The organism is Nocardia testacea NBRC 100365 (assembly GCF_000308775.1).
GTDB classification, from domain to species: Bacteria; Actinomycetota; Actinomycetes; order Mycobacteriales; family Mycobacteriaceae; genus Nocardia; species Nocardia testacea.
Window position 1 is genome coordinate 1 of record NZ_BAGJ01000097.1, and the last position, 24,870, is coordinate 24,870.

Genomic DNA, 24,870 nt, shown 5'->3' on the forward strand with positions numbered 1-24,870 from the left:
CACCAGCAGCAGCACCCTCTTGGTGCCGAGTTCGGCGTGGCCGAAAAAGGGTCGAGTCCCGTCCCTCCTTGGCCGAAGGTGCTCAATGGTCGCGCTCTATGGACGGCCTACCGCACATCGCACATCGCAAGTCTCGAGGCCTGAACGGCGGGACCTTCGGGGGCCTCGACCCCGCGGCGCCGAAGGCGCCGCCAATAAACACAGCACCTTCGCGAGTGAGCCCACCCACCTCACCTTCGCGAACGAGTGACTTCCAAGAGCTCGCCCGGCGCCTCGGCGCGTAGCCGACAGGCGGCGAACACACGTCCGGGGCCGGCCGGACCACAGCCCGGCCGGCCCTGGACGCGCACTACATCGAGGCGATCAAACGGTCCACTCGCTCGTCCACCGAGCGGAACGGGTCCTTGCACAGCACGGTGCGCTGGGCCTGGTCGTTCAGCTTGAGGTGGACCCAGTCGACCGTGAAGTCCCGGCCGGCCGCCTGGGCGGCAGTGATGAAATCACCGCGCAGTTTCGCCCGGGTCGTCTGCGGCGGGGTGTCGACGGCGGCGTCGACCGCTTCGTCCTCGGTGATCCGCTTGGCCAGACCCTTGCGCTGCAGCAGATCGAACACGCCGCGGCCGCGTTTGATGTCGTGATAGGCCAGATCCAGCTGGGCGATCTTGGGATCGGACAACTCCATGTTGTAGCGATCCTGGTAGCGCTGGAACAGCTTGCGCTTGATCACCCAATCGATCTCGGTATCGACCTTGGCGAAATCCTGCGACTCCACCGCGTCCAGGGTGCGGCCCCACAGATCGACCACCTGATCGACCTGCGGATCACGATCCCGATTACGCAGGTGCTCCACGGCACGGGCGTAGTACTCGCGCTGGATGTCCAGGGCGCTGGCCTGCCGGCCACCCGCCAGCCGCACCGGGCGGCGGCCGGTGAGATCGTGGCTGACCTCCCGGATGGCCCGGATGGGATTGTCCAGGGCGAAATCGCGGAACGACACCCCGGCCTCGATCATCTCCAGCACCAAGGCGGCGGTGCCGACCTTGAGCATGGTGGTGGTCTCGGCCATATTCGAATCGCCCACGATCACGTGCAGGCGCCGATACTTCTCGGCGTCGGCATGCGGCTCGTCCCTGGTGTTGATGATCGGACGCGAGCGGGTGGTCGCCGAGGAGACACCTTCCCAGATGTGCTCGGCCCGTTGCGACAGGCAGAATGTGGCCGCCTTCGGCGTCTGCAGCACCTTGCCGGCCCCACAGATCAACTGCCTGGTCACCAGGAACGGCAGCAGCACGTCGGAAATCCGGGAGAACTCGCCGGCCCGCACGACCAGGAAGTTCTCGTGGCAGCCGTAGGAGTTGCCCGCCGAATCGGTGTTGTTCTTGAACAGGTAGATGTCCCCGCCGATACCCTCCTCCGCGAGGCGCTGCTCGGCGTCGATGAGCAGCTCCTCCAGTACTCGCTCCCCGGCCCGGTCATGAGTGACCAGCTGGACCAGGCTGTCGCATTCGGCGGTGGCGTACTCCGGATGCGAACCGACGTCGAGGTAGAGCCGGGCGCCGTTTCGCAGGAACACATTGGAGCTGCGCCCCCAGGAAACCACCCGGCGGAACAGATACCGGGCCACCTCGTCGGGACTGAGCCGGCGGTGTCCGTGAAAGGTGCACGTCACACCGAATTCGGTCTCGATCCCCATAATTCGTCGCTGCACACTATCGAGGTTACAGCGCGGAGGGATTCCTGCGGGTCAGTGCGCAAAACCCGATGTATACGGCTTGGCAACGATTGGGCTGTGTTTGTTTGCCCCGCCTCCGGCGGGGCGGGTCGGGGCCCGCCCCCGATTCTTCCCTCCTGCGCTCAGTCGCTGCGCTCCTTCGCTCCGTCGGTCCAGAATCGGGGGCGGGCCCCGACCACGAACGCAGACCATCCGGAATAGACAGAAGGTGCATGCTGTCGTGCACCTGGACCGGCCTGAGGAGACTCACAGCACTGCAAGTGCACAAAGGTCACCGATCCATGGACGGCCAACCGCACACGCCCACCCGGAAGGCGTGCGCGGACATACGCCATGACCAGCCTGAGCACCTTCACAACCCCGTAAGTGCTCGACAGCCACCGATCCAGGCCGGCAGGCCGCCCGCGCTCGGTCGCTACGCTCCTTAGCTCTGTTCCTCCGGGTCGGGGCACAGACCCTGACCATGACGCCGACCGTCGGGACTGGACAGAACGTCGTTGCGGGCTACCTGATGACCAGCCTGAGCACGCTCACAGCACTGTAAGTGCTCAATGGTCGCCAATCCGTGAACGGCCAACCGCACATCGCGCATCTCACATAAACGGGTCGCGCACCGTTGCCCGGTGCGCGACCCGTGAATCTCTCCTCCGGCGCGGAGCCGGCCTGTTCAGTCCGGCTTACCGCCGGTTTCCGGCTCCGCCGAGCCTGCCTCACCCGACGAACCCAGCAGTTCCTCGAGGGATGCGCGGCCGATCCGGCGGAACGCCCGCCGCGGCCGTGCCTGTTCCAGGGTGGCGACCTCCAGCGAACCGACGCCGAGGGTCCGCTTGTCCTTGTCCGCGCCTTCGCTGGACTGCAACGCTTCCACCGCGACCCGGATCGCCCCGGCCAGGTCCAGACCCGGCCGGTAGGACTCTTTGAGCGCGCTGACGATGGGTTCGGTGGTACCGCCCATCACCACGTACTCACGCTCGTCGACGATCGATCCGTCGAAGGTGATCCGGTAGAGGACCGATTCGGGCTCCTGTTCCGGATAGCTCACCTCGGCGACGCAGATCTCGACCTCGTAGGGTTTGAGCTGATCGGTGAAGATCGAGCCCAGCGCCTGGGCGTAGGCGTTGGCCAGCGCCCGGCCGGAGACGTCGCGGCGATCGTATTGATAGCCGCGCAGATCGGCCTGCAGGATGCCGCCCCGGCGCAGATTCTCGAATTCGTTGTACTTGCCGACGGCAGCGAAACCGGTGCGGTCGTAGAGTTCGCTGACCTTGTGCAGGGTCGCCGACGGGTTCTCCGCCACGAACACCACACCCTCGTCGTAGGCGAGCACCACGACACTGCGGCCCCGGGCGATACCTTTGCGCGCGAGCTCGGTCTTGTCGCGCATGATCTGCTCGGCGGACGCATACAGCGGCAGGGTCATGCCCGGGCGCTCCCTTCCTCTGCGGCCTGACGGTCGGCGGCGATACCGCGCGCGATCTCCTCGAGCCGGGATTCGGCCACCTCGACGGCGCCCTCGTCATCGATCAGGATCGCGGTCGGGTAGATCCCGCGCAGCAGATCCGGACCACCCGTGGCGGTGTCGTCGTCGGCGGCGTCCACCAGGGCCTCGACCGCGATCCGCAGGGCACGGTCCGCGTCGATCCCCTTGGAGTACAGCTTCTTCAGCGAGGTCCGCGCGAACATGGAGCCGGACCCGACGGCGGTGAAACCGAACCGCTCCTCGCTGCGCCCGCCCACCACGTCGTAGGAGACGATGCGCCCGGCCCGGTCCGGATCGGTGGCCTGCTGGTCGTAGCCGACCAGCAGCGGCACCACCGCCAGGCCCTGCATGGCGGCCGGCAGGTTGTCGCGCACCATCTTCGACAGTTTGTTGGCTTTGCCGTCGAAGGTGAGGGATACACCTTCGATCTTCTCGTAGTGCTCGAGTTCCACCGCGAACAGGCGGACCAGCTCGATGGCCATGCCCACGGTCCCGGCGATACCGGTCGCCGAGTAGGTATCGGTGATATGGACCTTCTCCACATCGCGGCCCGCCAGCAGATTGCCCTGGGTGGAGCGCCGGTCACCGGCGATCAGGACCCCGCCGCGATAGGACACCGCGACCACGGTGGTGCCGTGCGGTGCTATATCCCCCGCGGCACCGCCGCCGGGGTTTCCGGCGGCGGTGGGCTGGCTCAGGGCGTCGAATCCGCTTCCCGGCAGGAGATCCGGTGCGTGTTGACGCAGATGTTCGGAAAAGGACGAGAGGGCGTACCCCAGATGGAGACGCAAGGGGTCACCTGCGGTCACTGGCCACCTTTCTGCACGTAGGCACGAACGAAGTCTTCGGCGTTCTCTTCGAGCACATCGTCGATCTCGTCGAGCAGGTCGTCGGTGTCCTCCGCCAGCTTCTCGCGCCGCTCCTGACCCGCGGCGTCTACGCCGTCGACGCCTTCGTCATCGTCGCCGCCCCCGGCGCGTTTGGTCTGCTCTTGTGCCATCGCAGCCGACCTCCTCTGTTTCCACCGACCGGCCGCGCTCGCGTGCCGGACGAATCGTGAGCACCTCTGTGCTCGTTCTTCAACACTACCCAGCCGGGACGACACGTAGTCGGATTACGTCCCACCCCGGTGGGCACGGCCTGCCGGGGCACTTCCGGTGAACACTCAGGTGGTGAGCTGTTGCACCAGGTCAGCGGCGGTATCGACACCGTCGAGCAGTTTCCCGACGTGCGCTTTGGTCCCGCGGCGGGGCTCCAGGGTGGGGATACGGACCAGCGAATCGCCACCCAGGTCGAAGATCACCGAGTCCCAGCTCGCGGCGGCGATATCGGCGCCGAACCGGCGCAGGCATTCGCCGCGGAAGTAGGCCCGGGTATCGGTGGGCGGTTTGGTCATGGCGTCGAGTACCTGCTGTTCGGTGACCAGCCGTTTCATGGACCCGCGCGCCACCAGGCGGTTGTACAGGCCCTTGTCCAGGCGTACGTCCGAGTACTGCAGATCCATCAGATGCAGTTTCGGCGCCGCCCAGCCCAGGCCCTCGCGGCTGCGCATGCCCTCGAGCAGGCGCAGCTTGGCCGGCCAGTCGAGCAGGTCGGCGCATTCCATCGGATCGCGCTCCAGCAGGTCCAGCACCATCGACCAGTTGTCGAGCACATCGCGCACCCGCTCGTCGTCGTTGCCCTGCTCCTCGACGAATTTCGCGACCCGTTCGTGATAGAGCCGCTGGATCGCCAGCCCGGTCAGTTCCCGGCCGTCGGCCAGGGCGACCGTGGCGCGGAGGGTGGGATCGTGGCTGATGGTGTGGACCGCGGTGACCGGGCGGGCCAACTGCAGATCGGACAGATCGGCACCGGATTCGATCAGGTCCAGCACCAGCGCGGTGGTACCGACCTTCAGATAGGTCGACATCTCGGCCAGATTGGCGTCACCGATGATGACGTGCAGCCGGCGGTATTTGTCGGCGTCGGCGTGCGGTTCGTCGCGGGTGTTGATGATGCCGCGTTTGAGCGTGGTCTCCAGCCCCACCTCGACCTCGATGTAGTCCGAGCGCTGCGAGAGCTGGTAGCCCGCGTTGTCGCCGGACTGCCCGATCCCGACCCGGCCGGACCCGCAGATCACCTGCCGCGAGACGAAGAACGGGGTGAGCCCGAGAATCACCGCGTTGAACGGGGTTTCGCGGCTCATCAGATAGTTCTCGTGGGTGCCGTAGGAGGCGCCCTTGCCGTCGACATTGTTCTTGTACAGCTGCATCCGGGGCGCGCCGGGCACGCTGGACGCGTGCCGGGCGGCCGCCTCCATCACCCGTTCCCCGGCCTTGTCCCAGATCACCGCGTCGAGCGGGTCGGTGACTTCGGGCGCGGAATACTCCGGATGCGCGTGGTCGACGTAGAGGCGGGCGCCGTTGGTGAGGATCATATTCGCCGCGCCGACCTCGTCGGCATCGATCACCGGCGCCGGACCGTTCATCCGGCTCAGATCGAAACCGCGGGCATCGCGCAGGGGCGACTCGACCTCGTAGTCCCATCGGGTGCGCTTGGCGCGCGGCACCCCCTCGGCCGCGGCGTAGGCCAGAACCGCCTGGGTAGAGGTGAGGATCGGGTTGGCCGACGGCTCGGTGGGCGTGGAGATCCCGTATTCGACCTCGATACCGATGATGCGCTGCATGAGTTCGAGCGTAGGCGACGGACGGCGAATCATCCGTCGAGTGGTACTTCCGGCCGATGCCGTGGCGTAGCCCGCGACCACATGCTCTGACCATGACCCGCACCATCACCGACGCTCTCACCCCCGGACCGAATCAGCCCCGCCCGGCCCGGCTCGCGGCACTGGATGTGCTGCGCGGAATCGCCATTCTGGGCACGCTGGGCACGAATATCTGGATCCTGACCGACCCCGAGGGCCTGAGCGGATATCTGCACCGGATCTCGGCCTCCCCCACGGACGGCTGGATGTGGGCCGAGAAGGTGCTGCAGCAACTGGCCCAGGGCAAATTCCTGGGGCTGCTCACGGTGATGTTCGGTATCGGCCTGGCCATCCAGCAGAGCTCGGCCCGCCGGGGCGGACGACCCTGGCCGGGCGGTTACCCCTGGCGCGCCGCGCTGCTGTTCCTCGACGGCCTGCTCAATTTCCTCCTGATCGCCGAATTCGACGTGCTCATGGGCTACGCCGTCACGGCCGCGATCGTGGCGTTCCTGCTCACGCGCAGCGGGCGGGCCCAGGGCCGGTGGCTCTACACGATGCTCGGTGTTCATCTCTGCCTGATCGCGGTCTACGTCGTCTCACTGGTGACGGCTGAGCCCGCCGCGCCGTCGCAGCGGGCGGCGCTGTCCCCGAACCCGTACGCCGACGGCTCGTTCTGGGATCTGGTGCTCTTCCGGGCCGAGCACGCACTGGCGTTCCGCGCCGAAGCGATCGTCATCCTGCCGCTGTCGATCGCGCTGTTCCTGGTGGGTGCCCGTCTGTTCCACGCGGGCGTGTTCCGGCCCGAAGGCGCGCGGCTGCGGCGCCGGCTCCTGTTCGTGGGCTTCGGTGTGGCCGCGCCGATCGATCTGCTGGCCGGTCTGGCCGGCGGCGGCGATTTCGTGCTGATCACCCGCTATGCGGTGGCGCCGGTGGTCTCGCTGGGCATCCTGGCGCTGGTCGCCGAGTTCTACGTGCGCCGCTCGCGGACCGGTTTCGCCGGACGCCGGTTGAGCGAGATCGGCCGGGCGGCGCTGAGCTGCTACATCCTGCAGAACCTGGTGGCGTCGATCCTGTGTTACGGCTGGGGGTTCGGGCTCGCCGCGCGGTTCGCGCCGGAGGCCCGGGTGCCTTTCACCGTCGCCGTCTATGTGACCGTGTGCGCGGTGATCGCGCTGTTCGCCCACTGCTGGCTGCGCCGGTTCGAACGCGGTCCGGTGGAGTGGTTGTGGCATTCGAGCTACCGGCTCCTGAATCGGGCATAGCCGCCGCGCTGCGCTGATACGCCCGCCACAGTGAGCAGACACACCCGGTCACGGTACCGCTCCGCGCCCGGGTAGCTGCCACCATTGACCCGGCCGTACCGGCAGATGCCCGGCCCGTCTATCCGGGCCGGGCGCGCAGCTTCGACGGAGGACGCGATGGGGACCGACAGCACCGGCGACGCACCGGGCGCACACGCCGTACCGGACGACACGGGAGACACCGACACCCGCGCCCGGGTGCGCCGTCGCATCCGTATCTGGGCCGGCCCGATCGTGGTGGTGACGCTGCTGATGGCCCTGCTGTCCACAATGTATCTGGGCTATGTCGTCAACCCGGAGAAGAACCTGCACGATTTCCCGATCGCGCTGGTGAACCAGGACGACGGCGATATCCGCGACGGGCAGCAGATCGATATCGGCGACCAGATCACCGCCGCGCTCACCGAGCGCGTCCCGGCGGACAAGGTGGATCTGCGGGTGACCGGTATCGGCGAGGCGCAGCGCCTCCTCGACAACGGCGAGGTCTACGGCGCGATCATCCTGCCCAGCGATCTGTCCAAGCGACTGTCGATCCTGGGTGCGGGCAGTGTGGTGCCCGGCGATATCCAGCAGCCGGTGATCACCGTGGTGACCAATCCGCGTACCGGGACCTTCGCCACCCAGATCACCCAGCTCATCGCCCGGCAGGCGCTCACCCAGGTGAACGCCGAGGTCGGCAAACAACTCACGGCAACGGTCGACAGCGAACTGAGCTCCGGCCCCGGCGGCGGCACCCAGCTCTCCGGCGCGTCCCGGCTGATGCTGGCCGAACCGATCGATGTGCTCATCGAGCAGTACCGGCCGCTGCCGGACGGGACCGGGCAGGGCCTGTCCGCGTTCTTCTACACCCTGCTGGTGGTGCTGGCCGGGTTCACCGGCGCCATGATCGTGCACACCATGATCGATTCGGCGCTCGGATTCGTCCCCACCGAATACGGGCCGTGGTTCGTGCACCATCCGACCTCTCCGCATTCCCGGGTCCGCACCCTGCTGCTGAAGTGGGGGGTGATGGCCGTGGTGGCGCCGATCGCCTCCGGATTGTTCGTCGGGATCGCCACCCTGCTGGACGTTCCGCTCGAACACGGCCTGGCGCTGTTCCTCTTCGGCACCCTGGCGATCCTCGCGGTCGGGGTCACGGCGCTGTCCGTCCTCGCGGTGTTCGGGTCGGCGGGCCTGCTGATCAACCTGATCCTGTTCATCGTGCTCGGACTGCCCTCGGCCGGTGCCACCATCCCGCTGGAGGCCACCCCGCACTACATGGCGTGGCTGGCCGCCTTCGAACCGATGCACCAGATCTACCTGGGTATTCGCGCCATCCTGTACTTCGACGCCCACGGTAACCCCGGACTGGCGCGGGGGGTCGGGATGAGCCTGGTCGGGCTGGGTATCGGCCTGGTACTCGGTCTCGTCTTCACCATCCTCTACGACCGCAAGGGCCTGGAACGCCGCAGCAGCCGCTGAGCCGCGGCGCGGGGGGCCCGGCGACACGGGCCGGACTGCGCAAGATCGGTCAAGCGCACCGGGTGGCCGACCCGACAGACTCGACGGGTGAGCAACCGACGGGACCGACTGCGAGAACTGCTGGACGCCGTTCTCGACGAAGACAACACCACGCTCGGGCAGATGGCCGCCGGCGCGTACTCCTCGCGGTACCACTTCGCCCGGCAGTTCAGTCGCGGTACCGGCGAGTCACCGGTGGGTCTGCGGCGGCGGGTGCTGCTGGAGCGCGCGTGCTGGCAGCTGGGCGGTGGCGCGGCGGTCACCGAGGTGGCCTTCGCCGCGGGTTACGACACGGTGGAGGGGTTCAGCAGAGCCTTCACCCGCGCGTTCGGTCATCCACCGAGCGCGACCCCGCCGCTGACGGGCCGGACACCGCGCTGGCTGCCCGCGGCGAACGGAATCCATTTCCATCCGCCCATGTCGCTGTGGGTCGAGGGGGAACCGAGAGGACGATCCGATATGGACCCGACCGCCCTGCTGCTGCACCATGACCTCGAGGACACCGCCCTGCTGGTGAAGGCGGCCACGGGATTGACCGAGGAGCAGTACCGGCGCGCCCGGGGCAGCACCGGGACGGTGCTGCCCTGGGACGGCCCCGAGGATTCGGTCGCGGCGGTACTGCACCATCTGATCCGCAGCAAGGAGTGCTGGCTGGCCTCGATCGAGGGCGCCGACACTCCGGTGGCCGGCGGCGACGATCCGGCCGCGCTCGCGGCCCGCCTCGAGGAGGTGGGGCCCCGGTGGCTGGATACCGTCCGCGAGATCGATCGGCGCGGCGGCTGGGGCGACACCCTGATCGATGCGCTGTGCGAGCCGCCGGAAAGTTTCGTTCTCGGCAGCGTGATCGCGCACGTGCTCACCTACTCCGCGTATCGCCGCCAGCTGGTGCGGTACTGGATACGCGGCACATCACCCGATGATTCCGTCGGCTGGGGCGACCCTATCGACTGGCTGCGAAGGAGAGAGTGAATGACCACCCCGGCGACCGGGCCCCGGACCGTCTACTACACGGCGACCAGCCTCGACGGCTTCATCGCCACACCCGACCACTCCCTGGACTGGCTGCTGTCCCGGGAGGCCGACAACGACAACGGCCCCATGGCGATGACCGAGTTCATGGCCGGTGTCGGCGCGATCGTGATGGGCGCCAACACCTATCAGTGGCTGCTCGACAACGAGGCGGCGCAACCCTGGCCCTACGAGGTCCCGACCTGGGTCTGCACTCATCGCGAGTTCCCCCCGCGCACCGACGGCGAGGTGCGCTTCACCCAGGACCCGATCGAGCTCGTGCACAAGTCGATGACCGAGGCGGCGGCCGGCAGGAACCGGTGGGTCGTCGGCGGCGGCGAACTCGCGGGACAGTTCGCCGATCGCGGTTTGCTCGACGAGGTGATCGTGTCGATCGCCCCGGTGACCCTGGGTGCGGGCGCGCCGCTGCTGCCGCGCCGGCTGGAGCTGCGGGTCGACGAAGTGGCCGGCAATGGGGAATTCGCCTGCGTGCGCTACACGGTCGTCGCGCCGAACGGATGATCGGCGAGGTGCGGTCCACCCCGAGGGGCGACCGCACCTGCCGGCGGACGCGGGTGGGCGCACCCGCCGGCGACCCGTGCGTCCCGACGCGGAGGTCGCGCCGTGACGCACGGGCTGCACGACGGTGGAGGTACTCGTGGTCGAGGCAGTCGGGCAGGCCCATCAGGGAGCCCGCCCACAGCCGGAGACACGCGAAAGCCCACAGCTGGATCGCGAGCGAAGGTATGCAGACGCACGGCCGGAACGAAGGCGAGAGCCCGCGGGCGACGCACGACCGGAACACAGGCGGGGGTTCGCCTACCCGGAGGAAACCGAGGCCGTCCAAGAGGCGAAGGCGCTGGGGTTGCGGGTCTGCAGCAGGACCCGTCCGGGGCCCACGAAGTCGAAGACCAGGCCCTCGCCGGATTTGAGCGATTGCAGGGAACGGCCGGAGACCGCGCGCCGGATGGTGAACCGGATCGACAGATCGTAGGCGACCACATGCCCGGTATCGATGGTGACCGGCTCGCCGGGCGCCAGATCGATGACATCGATGGCCCCGAATACGCCGACCACGACCTCGCCCTGGCCCGCCGCGCGCAACCCGAAGCCGCCCTCACCGCCGAACAGGTTGGCGAATCCACCCCATTTGCTCTCCACCCCGACACCGGCCGAATTCGCGATCCAGCCCCCGCGACTGATGAAATACGGCCGGTCCGGGGCGATCTGGAGGGCCAGCATATCCCCGGGCAGCGACGGCGCCACATCGACCCAGCCACCCTGCTGCGGCGCGGTGAAGGTGGAGACGAAGAACGATTCGCCCGAGAGCATCGACCGCTTCAGGCCGGCCAGGATGCCGCCCTCGGCCTTGGCCTCCAGACTCACCCCCGCCGAATGCGCTACCATGGCACCGGATTCCACCCGGACCGGCTCACCACCCGCCAGGACACACCGGGCAACCGTCGACGACGGATTGTGCCGCAGTTCAACTTTCATGAGCCGACACTACCGCCGCCGCGGTGCGACCGTCGGGTACCGGTAACGGGGGCACGCCGCCCGGGCGGCACGGCGGGCGGTCCCCGCCGCCATTCTCGATCCCCGTCCTGCGCGGCCGTCGGTTCCGCCGCGCGAGAGCCGATCGACTCTGCGCGACGATTCCGGATCCGTCGCGACGGCACCGCCCCGGAACTTGATCCGGGGCACCGCGAGGCTCCGGCGTGGACCGCGCGTTCTCCGCACCCGGACGGCCGTTCCGGCGTGCACCGGCACCGGACGCGTCAGAGCTACGCTCCGGCAAACCGCCGCGGGCTCAGCCCAGCGAATCCAGCGCATCGGTATCCCGGGCGATGATCGCGCGCCCGGCGGTGAACACGAGCGGACGCTGGATGAGCCGGGGATGCCCGGCGAGCGCCTCGATCCAGCGGTCCCGGTCCGCCTCGGTCCGGCCCCACTCGGCCATCCCCAATTCCTTCGCGATGTCCTCACCGATGCGGGTGATATCCCACGGTTGCGCGCCGAGCCGGTCGAGCGCCGCGCGCAGTTCCGCCGCGGTGGGCGGATCGTCGAGGTACCGGCGGACCGAATACTCGATTCCGGCGGCATCCAGATGTGCCACGGCGGCGCGGCTCTTGCTGCAGCGCGGATTGTGCCAGATCTCGGTTTCCGGAGTGCTCATGGCTGTGAGCGTAGCCCGCTACAGGTGCATCCATTCCGGCCACACCTGCGACCACGGCCGCCGCGGCTGCGCGCATTTCCAGAGGGTGACGTCGCGGGTGTTACCCAGGAAGCCGAGCCGGGTGTCGACGTGGCCGATCGGTTCGAGTGTCGCGAACTGCGCCCGCAACAGGTCCTCGTCGCCGCCCACGCACACCAGGGTGCCGGCCGTGTCGGGAGGTGCGCCGAAATATCCGAAACCGCGCGAGGGACTGTGCACCGGGGGCAGCTCGGTCCGCGCCAGCTGATCCAACGCGCCCGCCTGCCAGTAGCTTTCCGTGATCACCGCCGAACGGGCCCGCTCCGCGGGAGGCAGCGAACGGTAGGCGGTCACCACCGCGTCCGCGAGTTCGGTCCACCCGAATTCGCCGTACAGCCCGATGTTCAACGCGGCCTCGGTATCGTTCGCGGGCGGGGCGATCGCGTCGGGGTCCTGCCAGGGCGTGGACCCGGCGATCAGGGCGAGCGATACCGCCACCAGCGCCGCCCCCGAGCCGAGCAGCGCCCGCCGGCGCGGCGCCGACTCGACCTTCTGTACCGCCGCCACCAGGGCGACCGCGCCGGCGGCGAACACCACCGCGTACATTCCGGCCAGGTAGTAGACACGGCCACCGGAGATCAGGAACACCGCGAGCAGCAGCAGTGTGGCGGCCCCGAGGAACCGGTACGGACGCAGCGGCTCGTACCGCAGCAGCGCCCACACGCCGTAACACAGCAGCACCGCGCCCAGCGCTCCCGCGAGCAGTACGGCCAGGGGCACGAAGGTCACCGGTCCACCGGAGTACTGCTGTTCCGCGCGGACCACCGCACCCAGGGCCAGCTGCGGCCAGCCGTGCCGGGCCTGCCACAACAGGGAGGGAACCGACACCAGCAGCGCGATCAGCCCGCCCACCCACAGCAGCGGCCGCCGCACCAGGTCCCGGGGGCCGAAAACCAGCGAACTCGCCACCACGGCGAGCCAGAAGAACGGGATCAGCCATTTGACCTGCATATCCAGTGCGGTGATCGCGCCGGCGACCAGCAGCAGCCCGTCCCGGCGGGTACGGACCCAGCGCACCACCAGCCAGGTGATCAGGACCCACAGGGCGGAATCGATCGCGTTGGTGGACAGGTTCTTGGCCTGCATGAGCAGGAACGGTGAGGTCACGTACGCCACGGCGGTGAGCACCTGGGCGCCGCGACCGCCACCGAGTTCCCGCGCGATGAGTGCGGCGACCACGATCGCGATCACGGCCGAGACGATCGCGGGCAGCCGCAACGCCACCAGCGAACCCGGTGCGACGGCATCCCCCAGCGCCGCGAGCAGGGGCAGTACCGGCCCCTGATCGGCGTAGCCGAACGACAACCGGCGGCCGGCGGCCAGGAAATACAGTTCGTCGCCGAAATAGCCGTAGCGGGTCGCCGAGAGCACCAGCACGACGGCGGCCACGGCGGCCACCGCGAGGACCGGAACGGTGGCGAAGGGGTGGTCGGTATGCGTATCCGGCCGCGGCGGGGCGGGATCGGTCATCGTGGTCACGGGATACTCCTGGGCTTCGTGAACCGGGCCCTCGGAACATATCCGCGGCGCGGCCGCCGCGGCGTCCACCTACCGGTGGAATCCGGGCGCAACAGGCCGCCCGCGTGCGGCGTACCCGCGGTACGACCACAGGTGGACCCCGGCGACGACCGAGGCCGCGCTCCCAGGGGAGCGCGGCCTCGGTGACTGTGCCGGTTACAGGTACTGGCCGGTGTTCGACTCGGTGTCGATCGCCCGGCTGGCACTGGCGTTCTTCCCGGTGACCAGCGTGCGGATATAGACGATCCGCTCGCCCTTCTTACCCGAGATTCGGGCCCAGTCATCCGGATTCGTGGTGTTGGGCAGGTCCTCGTTCTCGGAGAACTCGTCCACGATCGAATCGTAGAGATGCTGGATCCGCAGACCCGGGTTACCGGTGTCGAGCACCGCTTTGATGGCGTACTTCTTGGACCGGTCCACGATGTTCTGGATCATGGCGCCGGAGTTGAAGTCCTTGAAGTACAGGACCTCCTTGTCACCGTTGGCGTAGGTGACCTCCAAGAAGCGGTTGTCCTCGCTCTCGGCGTACATCCGGTCCACCACCCGCTCGATCATCGCGCGGACGCAGGCCACCTTGTCGCCCTTGAACTCCTCCAGATCGTCGGCGTGCAGCGGCAGCTCCTCGGTGAGGTACTTCGAGAAGATGTCCTGCGCGGATTCGGCGTCCGGCCGCTCGATCTTGATCTTCACGTCGAGGCGACCGGGCCGCAGGATCGCGGGATCGATCATGTCCTCCCGGTTGGAGGCGCCGATGACGATGACGTTCTCCAGCCCTTCCACACCGTCGATCTCACTGAGCAGCTGCGGTACCACGGTCGTCTCCACATCCGAGGAGACACCGGAACCACGGGTACGGAAGATCGAGTCCATCTCGTCGAAGAACACGATCACCGGCGTCCCTTCCGACGCCTTCTCCCGGGCCCGCTGGAAGATGATCCGGATATGGCGTTCGGTCTCGCCGACGAACTTGTTCAGCAGCTCGGGACCCTTGATGTTCAGGAAGTAGGACTTCGCTTCCTTGGCATCCTCGCCCCGCGCCTCGGCGATCTTCTTGGCCAGCGAATTCGCCACCGCCTTGGCGATCAGCGTCTTACCGCAGCCGGGCGGACCGTAGAGCAGCACGCCCTTGGGCGGGCGCAGCGCGTACTCGCGGAACAGATCCTTGTGCAGGAACGGCAGCTCCACGGCGTCGCGGATCTGCTCGATCTGGCGGCCGAGACCACCGATGTCCTCGTACCCGACATCGGGGACCTCCTCCAGCACGAGATCCTCGACCTCGGCCTTGGGGATGCGTTCGAACGCGAAGCCGGCCTTCGTATCGACCAGCAGGGAGTCACCGGGCCGCAGCTTGCGGATCGGGGAGTCCGGATCCTCCAGATCGTCGGCGTCGGCCAGTTTGGCCAGGGGGCCGGACAGCCAGACCACCCGCTCTTCGTCGGCATGCCCGACGACCAGCGCGCGGCGGCCTCCGTCGAGGATCTCCCGCAGCGTGCCGATCTCCCCGATCGCGTCGAACATCCCGGCCTCGACCACCGTCAGCGCCTCGTTGAGGCGGACGGTCTGGCCGTAGGCCAGCGTCGTGGTGTCGATGTTCGGCGAGCAGGTCAATCGCATCTTGCGGCCGGAGGTGAACACGTCGACGGTCTGATCCTCGTACACCCCGATCAGAATCCCGTAACCGCTGGGCGGCTGACCGAGCCGGTCGACCTCCTCGCGCAACGCGACGAGTTGCTGCCGCGCTTCCTTCAGGGTATCCATCAGCTTGGTGTTGCGAATGGTCAGCGAATCGATACGGGCTTCCAATTCCCGTGTGCGATCCGGTGAGTCGGCGAGTTGCCTCCGGAGTGCAGCCGCTTCGGCGCGTACTGCCTCGAGTTCTCTCCAGGCCGCCGAATCCGAATTCTCGATGGGGCTCATGTGCTGCTCCTCCCAGTCCCGGTCTATCAACGCTACCGGGCGCGGCCCGTTTGCGCTGTCCGACACGATTTCGTCGTGATCACATCTGGTCCGCGGCCATCTGCAGGTCACACCATGTTAGCCTCCCCTAACCCAACTATGGTGGGCATGCTCACCGACTAGCCGAAAGGTTGCCAGATATGCAACTTCCCGCACGGACACGGCGATTGTCCCGCGTCGCGGCGGCTACCGCCGCGGCCGCCGCCCTGGCGCTGGGCCTCACGGCCTGCGGGTCCGACGACGACGGCGATACCGCCGCCGCCGGCAGTGTCGCGGCCACCACCAGCGCCGCGGCGCACGACCACGGGGACGATCACGACCACGGCGAGACCGCGCCCGCGCCCACCGCGCAGAGCCTACAGTCCACCCTCGAACAGATCACAAACCCGGATGTCCCGGTCGACGAGAAGGTGAAGCTGATCGACGACGGCGAGAACCGCCGGGGCCTGTTGGAGCAGCTCAACGCCGCCCTGCAGACCTATCGCGGCATCACCTTCCAGGTCGGCGAGATCACCGTGGACGGTGAGACCGCCACCGGGCAGACCACCATCACCAGCCCATCCGGTCAGAGCGCGCCGCCCATGCCGCTGACCTGGGAGCACGACGACGACACCTGGAAACTGTCCGATGCGAGCGCCTGCGTCCTGTTCGGGTTCGCGCAGATCCCCTGCTCCCCCGCCTGACCACCCCGGACCCGCGGGACCACGGAGAGCCGGTGATCCGGCCGCCGTGGTCCCGCGGCCGCCCGTAGCGCCCGGCTCAGCCCTTCGACGGCCGGCGCTGCGGTTTCGGGGTCACCACCCCTTCGGCCAGCCGGCGCGCGCTCACCAGGAAGGCCGTATGGCCCTGCATCCGATGCTCGGGCCGTACCGCCAGCCCCACCACGTGCCAGCCGCGCACCATCGACTCCCAGGACCGCGGTTCGGTCCAGCACTGCTGTTCACGCAAGGCCTCCACCAGCCGGGAGAGCTGGGTCACCGTCGCAACGTAGACGATCAGCACCCCGCCGGGCACGATGGCCCGCGAGACGGCCGGCAGCGCGTCCCAGGGCGCGAGCATGTCCAGCACCGCGCGGTCCACCCGCTCCCCCGCGTAATCGGCCACATCGCCGACGGTGAGCTGCCAGTTCGCAGGGCGTTCGCCGAAGAAACGCTCCACATTGCGGACAGCGTGCTCGGCGTGGTCCTCGCGGATCTCATAGGACACGACCGCCCCGTCGGGCCCCACCGCGCGCAGCAGGGAACAGGTCAGCGCGCCCGATCCCGCCCCCGCCTCCAGCACCCGGGCGCCGGGGAACATATCGCCCTCGTGCACGATCTGCGCGGCGTCCTTGGGGTAGATCACCGCCGCCCCACGCGGCATGGACATCACGTAATCGGTCAGCAGCGGGCGCAGGGCCAGATACGGCGTGCCGTTGTTGGAATGCGCGAGGGTGCCCTCGTCGGCGCCGATCAGGTCGTCGTGGGTGATGGCGCCGCGGTGGGTGTGGAACTGTTTACCCGGTTCCAGCAGCACCGTGTACAGCCTGCCCTTGGCGTCGGTCAGCTGCACGCGGTCGCCGACGACGAATGGCCCGGTCCGTCTGGCCGTCATGGATCTCCGTTCACGATGAGGACTGCGCCCGGGCCGATCACCGGGCGCGGCACCGTGTCGGTGCCGCCGGATAGCCTGCCAGGTATGTCAGCGCCACCGAGCACGCCCCCGGCCGGTTCCGGCCTCGAGCCGGCACCCGCCTCCGCCCGACCGGCGTTGTCCCCTTCGCGCGCAGCCGATTTCAAACAGTGCCCGCTGAAGTACCGGCTCCGCACCATCGATCGCATCCCGGAACCGCCGAGCCGCCAGGCGGTGCGCGGCACCGTCGTGCACGCCGTCCTCGAAGACCTCTACGCCCTGCCCGCCGCCGACCGCGATCCCGACCACGCGACCGCGCTGGCCGAGCCGGCCTGGACCCGGGTGCTGGCCGAACGGCCCGAGGCGGCCGAACTCCTCGCCGCCGGGCTCGACGTCGCACGCTTCCTCGACGAGGTCCGCGCTCTGGTGCGCACCTACTACCGGCTCGAGGACCCCCGCCGTTTCGAACCCGAATCCTGCGAGACCCGGCTCGAGGTCCACCTGCCCGACGGTGCCCCGCTGCGCGGTTTCGTGGACCGGATCGACGTGGCGCCCACCGGGGAACTCCGGGTGGTGGACTACAAGACCGGCCGGGCACCCGGCCCCACCCAGGAGACGCGGGCGCTGTTCCAGTTGAAGTTCTACGCGCTCATGCTGCTGCGCACCCGCGGGGTGGTACCCACCCAGCTCCGGTTGATCTACCTGGCCGACGCCGAACTGCTCACCTACACCCCCGACGAGGAAGAACTACTCCGCTTCGAACGCACTCTCACCGCCCTGTGGGACGCCGTGCGGGCGGCGGGCCGTACCGGAGATTTTCCGCCGAATCCGAGTTGGCTGTGTGATTACTGCGCCTACAAAAGCCTGTGCCCGGCATTCGACGGAACGCCCCCGCCCTACCCCGGCTGGCCGGCGGACGACGAATCCCCGGCCGAATCCTTCGCCGAATCGGTATCGGATTGACATCCTCCCGGCCCCGAAGGGCCACCGGTCCACCGCGATCACCTCGCGGCCGTCCCAGCAGGGTTAGTACTCCACCATGGTCCGGAACTCACTCGGCGGAAGACGCGGAGGTCGCTCACTGGGGGGATGGTACAGCGATGCGCTGGTGATACGTCATGAGAGCTATCACCGACGCCGGCAGGTCCACGCCGCCGAGAAGTACCTCGGCAGCACACGCCCGGGGCCGAGGTATGGACCTCGGCCCCGGGCGGCGAGACGTGCGGGCGATCAGAAGGCGCGGCAGGAGCGGATATCGGTGGCCAGGATGGCCCGCGCTCCCAGTTCGGCCAGTTGATCCATCAGCTCGTTGCCCTTCCTCCGCGGCACCAGCGCCCGCACCGCGACCCAGCCGGGGTCGGCCAGCGGGGCGACCGTCGGGGACTCCAGGCCCGGGGTGAGTTCGGCGGCGCGTTCCAGCAGGTTCTTCGGGCAGTCGTAATCGAGCATCAGGTACTGCTGAGCGAACACCACACCCTTGACCCTGGCGATCAGCTGGTTACGCGCCCGGTCGCGCTGATCGGAGCCGGCCCGTTCGATCAGCACGGCCTCGGAATCGCACAGCGATTCGCCGAAGGCGACGAGATTGTGCTGGCGCAGGGTCCGGCCGGAGCCGACCACATCAGCGATCGCGTCGGCCACGCCGAGCTGGATGGAGATCTCGACGGCCCCGTCGAGCCGGATCACCTCGGCCTCGATCCCGCGGCGGGAAAGATCGGCCAGCACCAGGTTGGGGTAGGAGGTGGCGATCCGCTTGTCCTGCAGGTCCTCGACCTTCCAGTCCTGGCCCTGCGGGGCGGCATAGCGGAAGGTCGAACCGCCGAATCCGAGCGAGAGTCGTTCGTGCACGGGTGCGCCCGAATCCAGCGACAGATCGCGGCCGGTGATCCCCAGGTCGAGCTCACCGGATCCGACGTAGATGGCGATGTCCTTGGGCCGCAGGAAGAAGAACTCCACCTGGTTGGCCGGATCGAGCACGGTCAGATCGCGGGAATCGGTGCGTTTGCGGTAGCCGGCCTCGGTGAGGATGGCGACCGCGGATTCGGAGAGTGCGCCCTTGTTGGGTACTGCGACGCGCAGCATGGTGGTCCTTTCGGTCGGGGGAACGGTCGGGGCGTCTACAGATGTCGGTAGACGTCCTCCAGCCGCAGCCCGCGGCCCACCATCAGAACCTGCACCCAGTAGAGGAGCTGAGAGATCTCCTCGGCGAGCGCCTCGTCGCCCTCGTGTTCGGCGGCCAGCCACACCTCGCCGGCCTCCTCCAGCACCTTCTTGCCCTGGGTGTGGACGCCCGCGTCCAGCGCGGCGACGGTACCCGACCCGGCGGGGCGGGTGGCTGCGCGATCCTGGAGCTCGGCGAACAGGGCCTCGAAAGTCTTCACGGCAGGACATTGTTTCAGATCGCCGCCGCGCGACTCCGCCCGAGTGGGCGCCACCGTGTCGTGGCACCCACTCGGACGATCACGCGCGTACCGCTCACGCTGTATCCATCGCGCATGAGCGAGGGCCCAGCGTGGTCACACCACGCCACCACCCCCGGGCCCGACTCGCTCACGCTCCGGCGAGCAGGGCCTCGAGTTCGGCGACAGCGGTGCGCAGGTGCCCAGCGAACGCGTGCATCTCGTCGGCGACGGCCGCGGGGGTGGCCAGGTACAGATTCCACCGGTCGGGCAGCAGCACGTAGGCGATACCGATGCACTTCGGGCTGGTGGACCCGAAACCGAAGTAGCTGATGTTCACCGACGGCGCGGAGCTGGTACTCAGATAGTCGTCGCGCAGAACGGTCCAGCCGGGGCTGGAGTACAGCGGGATCGGATCGGTGACGCCGAGTTCGGCGCCGCGGCGCCGCTGGATCCATTCGAGTTCCCACAGATGCTGTTCCGGCGCCGCACCCGACTGGCACTGTTTCGCCCGTTCCACATGCGCGGTGGCGGCGGCGCGGGCGGCAGCCAGTTTCGCGGCGGGCTCGGCCGCCGGGTCCGTCAGGGTGTCGGCGAAGGTCACCATCTCCGGAGTCACCACCCGCATCGCCTCTGTGCGGCCGTTGCGGTACTGCCGGGTGGCGATGGATTCGTAGGTGGCGCCGGTGAGCCCCTTGCTGCGCCGATGCGCGAGCTGGTAACTCAGCTGCGCGAACGCGTCCGGGGAGATGCCGAGCTGTTTGGCCCGTGCGGTGCCGAAATCGGGGAACGAGACGACCGTGGTGGCGTTGTCGGCGGCGTACTGCGCGAACGCCGCCCCGGCCGCGATCACTTCGGCCTGCTGCTCCGCGTCGAGCCGGAACTCGATCTGCTCGGCCGGCGGCAACCCCTGCCCCCGCGCCCCGGACCGCTCGAGGTGTTCGCCGACGGGTGTCTCCAGCAGGGTATCGACGAAGGACAGAATGGTGGTGCCGTCCAGGCCGCAGTGTTCGACATTGATCCCGGCCCGGCCGTCGGCGAAGACGATGAACGAGATCGATTTGTCGAACCACCGGTTGGCGCTGTCACCGTGCAGCAGGGTGTCGGCGGCGTGCAGGTCGTCGCGCGGGGCGAAATCCTCGAGGCAGACGGCGAACAGCGCCGTTTCGACGGTGTCGAGCGCTTCGGCATTGTGCGAATCGGTCAGCAGCCGGGTGCGGGCGCGGGCCCAGTCGGCACGCGCCGCGGTGGTCAGCTGTCCCACCGAGGTCCCGGCCGGGGCCGGCTCGGTGGCCGATTTCAGGATCGCGCGCAGCCCGGCGGTCACATCCTCGAACGCGTACGGGTCGCCCTCCGGTCCGATGACGTCCAGCCGGAACATGGCCCCGCGGTGCAGCACCAGGATGTGCCGGGCGGTCGACGGGCCGGGTTCGGCGTCGCTGTAGGGCACCCGCACGGTGTCCTGCTCGAGCCCGGGAATCCGGGTCTCGGAGAACAGGTACTTGTTCTGCCACATGGACAGACGCTGCCCCCGCTGGGTGACCGGCGGGATCTCCTCCCGGTCCAGGGCCAGCTTGTAGTCGACCGCGGCGGCGACCAGCGCGGCGGCACGCTCGGCCTGATCGGCCGCGGTGGAACTCGCCAGCGCCGAATCGTCACGGAAAAGGAAGAAGAAGTTGGCGTTCAGGGCGATCCGATCGCGCCGGCCCAGGTAGCGCGAGGACCAGAACCGGTCGAGCCAGCTGCCCACGCCCGGGGTCTCGTCGTATTCGCGCAGCGCGTCGTGCAGGACGCGGCCGGGGCCGCCGGGGCGCAGCAGATCGGCCACGGCCGCCTCGGTGGCGGCCAGCTGCTCGGCGGTCAGCAGCGGGGTACACCACTGGACGAAACGCGCGCAGCTGTCCTCGAGGGTCGGCAACGGGACCCTCGGGAGCTGGTCCTCGGCGGCGAAGGTGGGTTCGGTCAAGTCGTTCTCCGGTTCGGTCGTCGGTCGTCGGGTTGCGCCCGGCGGTCAAGCATTGGATATGGGCGCCGAAAGAGGCCGGGACACATAGAGATTGGCATACAGCCAACCCTCGTTCTCCAGGCCGGTGGTATCGATGCCGTTACCGGCCAGCGTACTCAGTACCTGCTCCCGCTCGGCCGCCGAGGCGAACCTGCGCTGAGCGAATTCCCCGGGCATCCGCTCGGTGCGATAGCCCAGGGCCGCCAGCTCCGCCTCGATGGGTTCGAAACCGTACATGCGCAGCACGAAGTGGGCCATCCAGGGGCGCCGGTCGGGATGGGCGGTGGCGATCCGCACGATCGTCTTCTCGGTGACATACCCGATACAGCCGGTCGAAACGACCAGATCCGCCGAGGCGAGGATCTCGCGTTGGGCGTCGCCGGGATCGGTGGCCTCGAGGTCGGCGTGCACCACGGCGTCGAGCAGGCCCGCGGCGTGGGCGTAGTCCAGCGCCGGCGCGGAGGCGTCCATACCGAGGAAGCGCACCCCCGGCAACGCATCGGCGGCGGCCAGCCGAGCGCGGTCGCGCGCGATCAACCCGTCCGTCCCCGCCTCCGGGTCCGCATACGATCGGGCCAGTTCGGCGAGGGTGGTGTCCCAGCGCAGCAGGGCCGCGTTCACACCGTAGGAGCAGCCGATGTCCAGCACGGCCGGCGCCGCCCCCTTCGCCGCGCCGCATTCGGCGATCTGCCGCCGCAGATGCGGTTTCGCCAGTTCCGGGATGCGGTAGTCCAGCTCCGCCATCCGCGCGTAGTAGTCACGCGGATCGGGCCTCGAGTAGATGTCGTCGAAGGATGCTTTCCCGGTGGTGTGCAACGGAACTGGCACGGTGTGTTCCTCTCCTCGGGCGGTACCCACTCGATCGCGTCCGATCAATCGAGCAGCCGGTCACCCCGGACGGCATCGGCCGCCGCGAGATGATCGGGGAGCACCCGTCCGAACAGTTGACGGGTGCGTTCCACGGTGCCGATGACACCGGGACGGTCGCTGTAGGCGAAGATCGCCGTATGCCGCGCGGCCGCACCCTCCACCGGGGAGACCCGGTGCAGCGAGAAGCGGCCCTGGAAGAGTTGCAGATCCCCCGGGCGCAGTATCAGGCGGCGGATGAGACGCTCACCCGAGCCGGTGAGGACCGCGTGTACATCCGCCAGGTTCTCGGCCTGCGGGGAGCGGATACCGGGACAGTATTCGAAGACACCACCCGCCTCGGGGGTGGCGGTCAGCATGCTGACGGTGAACTCGTTGGTGTCGAAATGCCACGGGTGCGATTGCCCCGGCGAGACCACATTCAGGACCAGCCCCGCCAGGGGGTCGGCGAATTCGTGCAGCCGGTCCCGGCCGAAGCAGTCGGCGAGGAAGCGCTGGAACAGGTCGTCGGTGTAGAGGCGGTGGATGAGCGCGTCGGCAGGAATGCGGTCGCGTGGTACGAAGGCGTTACCGCGTTCGAACACGATCCGGCCCGGGTGGTCCTCGGGTAATTCGGTGTCCAGCGGGATGTTGTAGGCGTTGACCCGCTCGGTTCGGTAGTAGGCGTGCGGCGCCATTCGCTCTCCCTGCTCGGCGAGCAGGGCGTGCAGTTCGGGCCGGATGAACTCGCGCAGGACGGTGCAGCCGTCCGCGGCGAGATCGGCCCGGGCCGCCGCCACCGCGGCACGCCGGCCGGGGTCGCCGGGATCCGCGAGCGGGTAGCGGGATGTGTCGACGATGTCGTTCAAGGTCACCGTGGCGGCCATAGCGATATTGTTATCGGACTGTCTGCGACACGCCCGGTGTTTGCCGGAGATAGCGGGTGAGCCCGGTCACGGACCGTTCGGTCTTGTTGTTCCGCAACATTGTTCACCGCAGCTGATCGTCCCTGATCACAGTGGTGGTGAGGGAGACCGGGCACGCCGCTGCCGGGACCCAGCGGGACCTGTGGCGGTCGAAGACCCGCGAAACGGAAAGAGCTGACGGTTCAGGGCACGGCGGGATCGCCCGCGGCGACCGCGCGGCAGGTCCGCAGCACCTCATCGAGGTCGGCCCGGGACAGCCCGATCAGGCTGTCGCGGTGCACGCGTGAGGGGTGCACCGCGACGGGGATCTCGCACGGAACCACCAGCACCCCGCACCCCGCGGCCGTCGCGGCCGCCACTCCGGTGACGGAATCCTCCACGGCCACACAATCGCCGGGCTCCAGGCCGAGCAGCTCCGCCGCCCGCAGATACACGGCCGGATCCGGTTTCCCGTGCGGGACCTCGTCACCGCAGACCGAGACGTCGAACCGATCGCGGCCCAGGGTCTCCAACGCCAGCTCGGTGAGTGACCGTTTGGTATTGGTCACCAGCGCGGTGGGCAGGCCCGCGGCACGCACCATCTCCAGCGCCTCCACCGCTCCCGGCCGCCACGGGATCGGCCCGGTCATCAGTTCCGTGACCCGCTGTTCCAGGAAATGCCCCGCCGCCGTCACGGCCTCGGGCTCTGGGGGCAGACCGAGTTGGGTGAACATGATCCGCAGCGCGTTGGCTCCGGACGCCCCGATGAGGGCGTGCCGGATCTCCTGGGTCATCTCGCGGCCCAGTTCCCGGGCCAGCTCCCGCACCCCGATATCCCAGAGCTTCTCCGAATCGAGGAGGGTGCCGTCCATATCCCACAGCACGCCGGCAACCCGGTTCATCTGTACGGCCTTTCGTCGCGGTCGGTCACATCGCCTCTCCCGGAAACCGGGCGCCCCGGGCCGACCCTATCGGCAGCGTGGCCGGGTCGAAGGTCTCGGGCGGCGGTTCACTGCAGCTGGGACGCGGTGATCACCAGCTGACCGCCCTCCGGCACCACCTGGAACGACCGGTTCTCCGACTGCACCGACCCATTGCTCATCGTGTAGGTGATGGTGGCCACGGCCGAGCCTGTACCCGAGGGCGTCACCGCGCCGATGCTGACGGCGGAGATGGTCGACCAGAAGCGGGTGTACTCGGCGTAGCCGCCGGTAGTGGCCTGGTACGCGGGCGAGAGCTGGGACCAGGCGGCGGATGGATTGCCGGGCAGCAGACCGTAGTACCCCCGGACGAACTGTTCGACGCGCGCCGCCGAGGGCGGACCGGTCTCGGCAGTGGTGGTGGGCGGGGCGGTGGTGGTCGCCGACGGCCGGGCGGTGGTCCCGGCATCGGATTCCGAGGTTTCGGGAGCGAAAGCCTGTGAGGTGCCCGGAGCGAGCGCGGCCGGATCGTCGGAGTCGCCGCCGCCGGTGAAGTTCGCCAGCAGCAATCCCACGATGACCACCAGGACCAATGCGGCGGCACCCGCCAGCACGGCCGTCCTGGCGCGGTTCCCGGAGCCACCACCGGCCGGTGGGCGGTGCGGTGCCGACGGGTGGGCACCGGCCGGGACGGCGGCGGGACCGGCCGCCGCGGCGGTCGAGCGGGCACCGCGGAACGCCGGCGGGGTTCC

The 24,870-nt window shown here is 68.7% G+C and carries 22 protein-coding genes and 1 pseudogene; 6 read left to right on the forward strand and 17 right to left on the reverse strand.

The genetic code is table 11. The features are described 5' to 3' along the window. Positions 1-349: 349 nt before the first annotated feature. From pafA to dop, 5 genes are all read right to left on the reverse strand, one after another. Positions 350-1,708, reverse strand: a complete 1,359-nt coding sequence (pafA, locus tag ON38_RS14035; protein ID WP_218000780.1) for a Pup--protein ligase — start codon at positions 1,706-1,708, stop codon at positions 350-352. Positions 1,709-2,399: 691 nt separating this feature from the next. Then, positions 2,400-3,152 (reverse strand): proteasome subunit alpha, encoded by a 753-nt coding sequence (gene prcA, locus ON38_RS14040; protein WP_039825234.1) that lies wholly within the window; start codon positions 3,150-3,152, stop codon positions 2,400-2,402. Beyond that, positions 3,149-4,021, reverse strand: a complete 873-nt coding sequence (gene prcB, locus ON38_RS14045) for a proteasome subunit beta (protein WP_039825235.1) — start codon at positions 4,019-4,021, stop codon at positions 3,149-3,151. The genes prcA and prcB overlap by 4 nt, the downstream gene beginning before the upstream one ends. Further along, positions 4,018-4,212 carry a ubiquitin-like protein Pup gene (locus ON38_RS14050; protein WP_030521323.1) on the reverse strand — a complete coding sequence of 65 codons (195 nt, stop codon included), beginning with the start codon at positions 4,210-4,212 and terminating at the stop codon, positions 4,018-4,020. The genes prcB and ON38_RS14050 overlap by 4 nt, the downstream gene beginning before the upstream one ends. 165 nt (positions 4,213-4,377) lie before the next feature. Continuing rightward, positions 4,378-5,877 carry a depupylase/deamidase Dop gene (gene dop / locus ON38_RS14055; RefSeq protein WP_039825236.1) on the reverse strand — a complete coding sequence of 500 codons (1,500 nt, stop codon included), beginning with the start codon at positions 5,875-5,877 and terminating at the stop codon, positions 4,378-4,380. 92 nt (positions 5,878-5,969) lie between these two features. On the opposite strand from dop, the gene ON38_RS14060 reads away from it, so the two are divergent. The 4 genes from ON38_RS14060 (at position 5,970) to ON38_RS14075 (ending at position 10,226) form a co-directional block, all read left to right on the forward strand. After that, positions 5,970-7,157, forward strand: a complete 1,188-nt coding sequence (locus tag ON38_RS14060) for a DUF418 domain-containing protein (protein ID WP_039825237.1) — start codon at positions 5,970-5,972, stop codon at positions 7,155-7,157. A gap of 156 nt (positions 7,158-7,313) precedes the next feature. Then, the gene (locus ON38_RS14065) at positions 7,314-8,657 is read left to right on the forward strand and encodes a YhgE/Pip domain-containing protein (protein ID WP_083872675.1); all 1,344 of its coding nucleotides are present in this window, start codon (positions 7,314-7,316) and stop codon (positions 8,655-8,657) included. Between the two features lie 87 nt (positions 8,658-8,744). Continuing rightward, positions 8,745-9,665, forward strand: coding sequence for a helix-turn-helix domain-containing protein (locus tag ON38_RS14070; RefSeq protein ID WP_039825238.1), 921 nt, complete (start codon positions 8,745-8,747; stop codon positions 9,663-9,665). Then, positions 9,666-10,226 carry a dihydrofolate reductase family protein gene (locus ON38_RS14075; RefSeq protein WP_039825239.1) on the forward strand — a complete coding sequence of 187 codons (561 nt, stop codon included), beginning with the start codon at positions 9,666-9,668 and terminating at the stop codon, positions 10,224-10,226. Positions 10,227-10,523: 297 nt separating this feature from the next. Here the strand turns inward: ON38_RS14075 and ON38_RS14080 are convergent, their stop codons facing one another. The 4 genes from ON38_RS14080 to arc form a co-directional block, all read right to left on the reverse strand. Then, positions 10,524-11,201: a TIGR00266 family protein gene (locus ON38_RS14080; protein WP_039825240.1), complete on the reverse strand. Its 678-nt coding sequence runs from the start codon at positions 11,199-11,201 to the stop codon at positions 10,524-10,526. A gap of 313 nt (positions 11,202-11,514) precedes the next feature. Continuing rightward, entirely contained in the window at positions 11,515-11,880 is a 366-nt protein-coding gene (locus tag ON38_RS14085) for an arsenate reductase family protein (RefSeq protein WP_039825241.1), read from the reverse strand. Positions 11,881-11,898: 18 nt separating this feature from the next. Then, a complete protein-coding gene (locus tag ON38_RS14090) occupies positions 11,899-13,428 on the reverse strand; it encodes a glycosyltransferase family 39 protein (protein WP_039825251.1) in 1,530 nt (509 codons plus the stop codon). A gap of 204 nt (positions 13,429-13,632) precedes the next feature. Further along, complete coding sequence (gene arc, locus ON38_RS14095) at positions 13,633-15,393, reverse strand: proteasome ATPase (protein ID WP_039825242.1); 1,761 nt, start codon at positions 15,391-15,393, stop codon at positions 13,633-13,635. Between the two features lie 179 nt (positions 15,394-15,572). Between arc and ON38_RS14100 the strand changes: the two genes are divergently transcribed. Further along, positions 15,573-16,115, forward strand: a complete 543-nt coding sequence (locus ON38_RS14100) for a WKL family lipoprotein (RefSeq protein ID WP_039825243.1) — start codon at positions 15,573-15,575, stop codon at positions 16,113-16,115. 76 nt (positions 16,116-16,191) lie between these two features. Here ON38_RS14100 and ON38_RS14105 read toward each other — a convergent pair whose 3' ends face one another. Continuing rightward, the gene (locus ON38_RS14105) at positions 16,192-17,025 is read right to left on the reverse strand and encodes a tRNA (adenine-N1)-methyltransferase (RefSeq protein ID WP_039825244.1); all 834 of its coding nucleotides are present in this window, start codon (positions 17,023-17,025) and stop codon (positions 16,192-16,194) included. An 84-nt stretch (positions 17,026-17,109) separates the two neighbouring features. Between ON38_RS14105 and ON38_RS14110 the strand changes: the two genes are divergently transcribed. Next, entirely contained in the window at positions 17,110-18,006 is an 897-nt protein-coding gene (locus ON38_RS14110) for a RecB family exonuclease (protein ID WP_039825245.1), read from the forward strand. Between the two features lie 267 nt (positions 18,007-18,273). On the opposite strand, the gene hisG is transcribed toward ON38_RS14110, so the two are convergent. The 7 genes and pseudogenes from hisG to ON38_RS14145 all read right to left on the reverse strand — a co-directional run. Beyond that, complete coding sequence (gene hisG, locus ON38_RS14115; RefSeq protein WP_039825246.1) at positions 18,274-19,125, reverse strand: ATP phosphoribosyltransferase; 852 nt, start codon at positions 19,123-19,125, stop codon at positions 18,274-18,276. A gap of 35 nt (positions 19,126-19,160) precedes the next feature. Next, positions 19,161-19,442 carry a phosphoribosyl-ATP diphosphatase gene (locus ON38_RS14120; RefSeq protein WP_174372412.1) on the reverse strand — a complete coding sequence of 94 codons (282 nt, stop codon included), beginning with the start codon at positions 19,440-19,442 and terminating at the stop codon, positions 19,161-19,163. 151 nt (positions 19,443-19,593) lie between these two features. Then, a complete protein-coding gene (locus tag ON38_RS14125; protein WP_039825247.1) occupies positions 19,594-21,408 on the reverse strand; it encodes a choline/carnitine O-acyltransferase in 1,815 nt (604 codons plus the stop codon). A 45-nt stretch (positions 21,409-21,453) separates the two neighbouring features. Beyond that, entirely contained in the window at positions 21,454-22,275 is an 822-nt protein-coding gene (locus tag ON38_RS14130) for a class I SAM-dependent methyltransferase (protein WP_039825252.1), read from the reverse strand. A 44-nt stretch (positions 22,276-22,319) separates the two neighbouring features. Beyond that, positions 22,320-23,180: a HalD/BesD family halogenase gene (locus ON38_RS14135; RefSeq protein WP_039825248.1), complete on the reverse strand. Its 861-nt coding sequence runs from the start codon at positions 23,178-23,180 to the stop codon at positions 22,320-22,322. A 221-nt stretch (positions 23,181-23,401) separates the two neighbouring features. Next, a complete protein-coding gene (locus ON38_RS14140) occupies positions 23,402-24,100 on the reverse strand; it encodes an HAD family hydrolase (protein WP_051164727.1) in 699 nt (232 codons plus the stop codon). Positions 24,101-24,207: 107 nt separating this feature from the next. Beyond that, positions 24,208-24,870 (reverse strand): annotated as a pseudogene (locus ON38_RS14145) (serine/threonine protein kinase); the annotation flags it as partial.

Bases quoted from the DNA above. Each gene is read 5' to 3' on its own strand.
- ON38_RS14075 (WP_039825239.1), top strand. From the start codon at position 9,666: ATGACCACCCCGGCGACCGGGCCCCGGACCGTCTACTACACGGCGACC.
- ON38_RS14105 (WP_039825244.1), bottom strand. From the start codon at position 17,025: ATGACGGCCAGACGGACCGGGCCATTCGTCGTCGGCGACCGCGTGCAG.
- ON38_RS14090 (WP_039825251.1), bottom strand. From the start codon at position 13,428: ATGACCGATCCCGCCCCGCCGCGGCCGGATACGCATACCGACCACCCC.
- ON38_RS14065 (WP_083872675.1), top strand. From the start codon at position 7,314: ATGGGGACCGACAGCACCGGCGACGCACCGGGCGCACACGCCGTACCG.
- ON38_RS14140 (WP_051164727.1), bottom strand. From the start codon at position 24,100: ATGAACCGGGTTGCCGGCGTGCTGTGGGATATGGACGGCACCCTCCTC.
- ON38_RS14050 (WP_030521323.1), bottom strand. From the start codon at position 4,212: ATGGCACAAGAGCAGACCAAACGCGCCGGGGGCGGCGACGATGACGAA.
- ON38_RS14060 (WP_039825237.1), top strand. From the start codon at position 5,970: ATGACCCGCACCATCACCGACGCTCTCACCCCCGGACCGAATCAGCCC.
- ON38_RS14080 (WP_039825240.1), bottom strand. From the start codon at position 11,201: ATGAAAGTTGAACTGCGGCACAATCCGTCGTCGACGGTTGCCCGGTGT.
- ON38_RS14110 (WP_039825245.1), top strand. From the start codon at position 17,110: ATGTCAGCGCCACCGAGCACGCCCCCGGCCGGTTCCGGCCTCGAGCCG.
- prcA (WP_039825234.1), bottom strand. From the start codon at position 3,152: ATGACCCTGCCGCTGTATGCGTCCGCCGAGCAGATCATGCGCGACAAG.
- ON38_RS14100 (WP_039825243.1), top strand. From the start codon at position 15,573: ATGCAACTTCCCGCACGGACACGGCGATTGTCCCGCGTCGCGGCGGCT.
- hisG (WP_039825246.1), bottom strand. From the start codon at position 19,125: ATGCTGCGCGTCGCAGTACCCAACAAGGGCGCACTCTCCGAATCCGCG.
- ON38_RS14085 (WP_039825241.1), bottom strand. From the start codon at position 11,880: ATGAGCACTCCGGAAACCGAGATCTGGCACAATCCGCGCTGCAGCAAG.
- dop (WP_039825236.1), bottom strand. From the start codon at position 5,877: ATGCAGCGCATCATCGGTATCGAGGTCGAATACGGGATCTCCACGCCC.
- ON38_RS14135 (WP_039825248.1), bottom strand. From the start codon at position 23,180: ATGGCCGCCACGGTGACCTTGAACGACATCGTCGACACATCCCGCTAC.
- arc (WP_039825242.1), bottom strand. From the start codon at position 15,393: ATGAGCCCCATCGAGAATTCGGATTCGGCGGCCTGGAGAGAACTCGAG.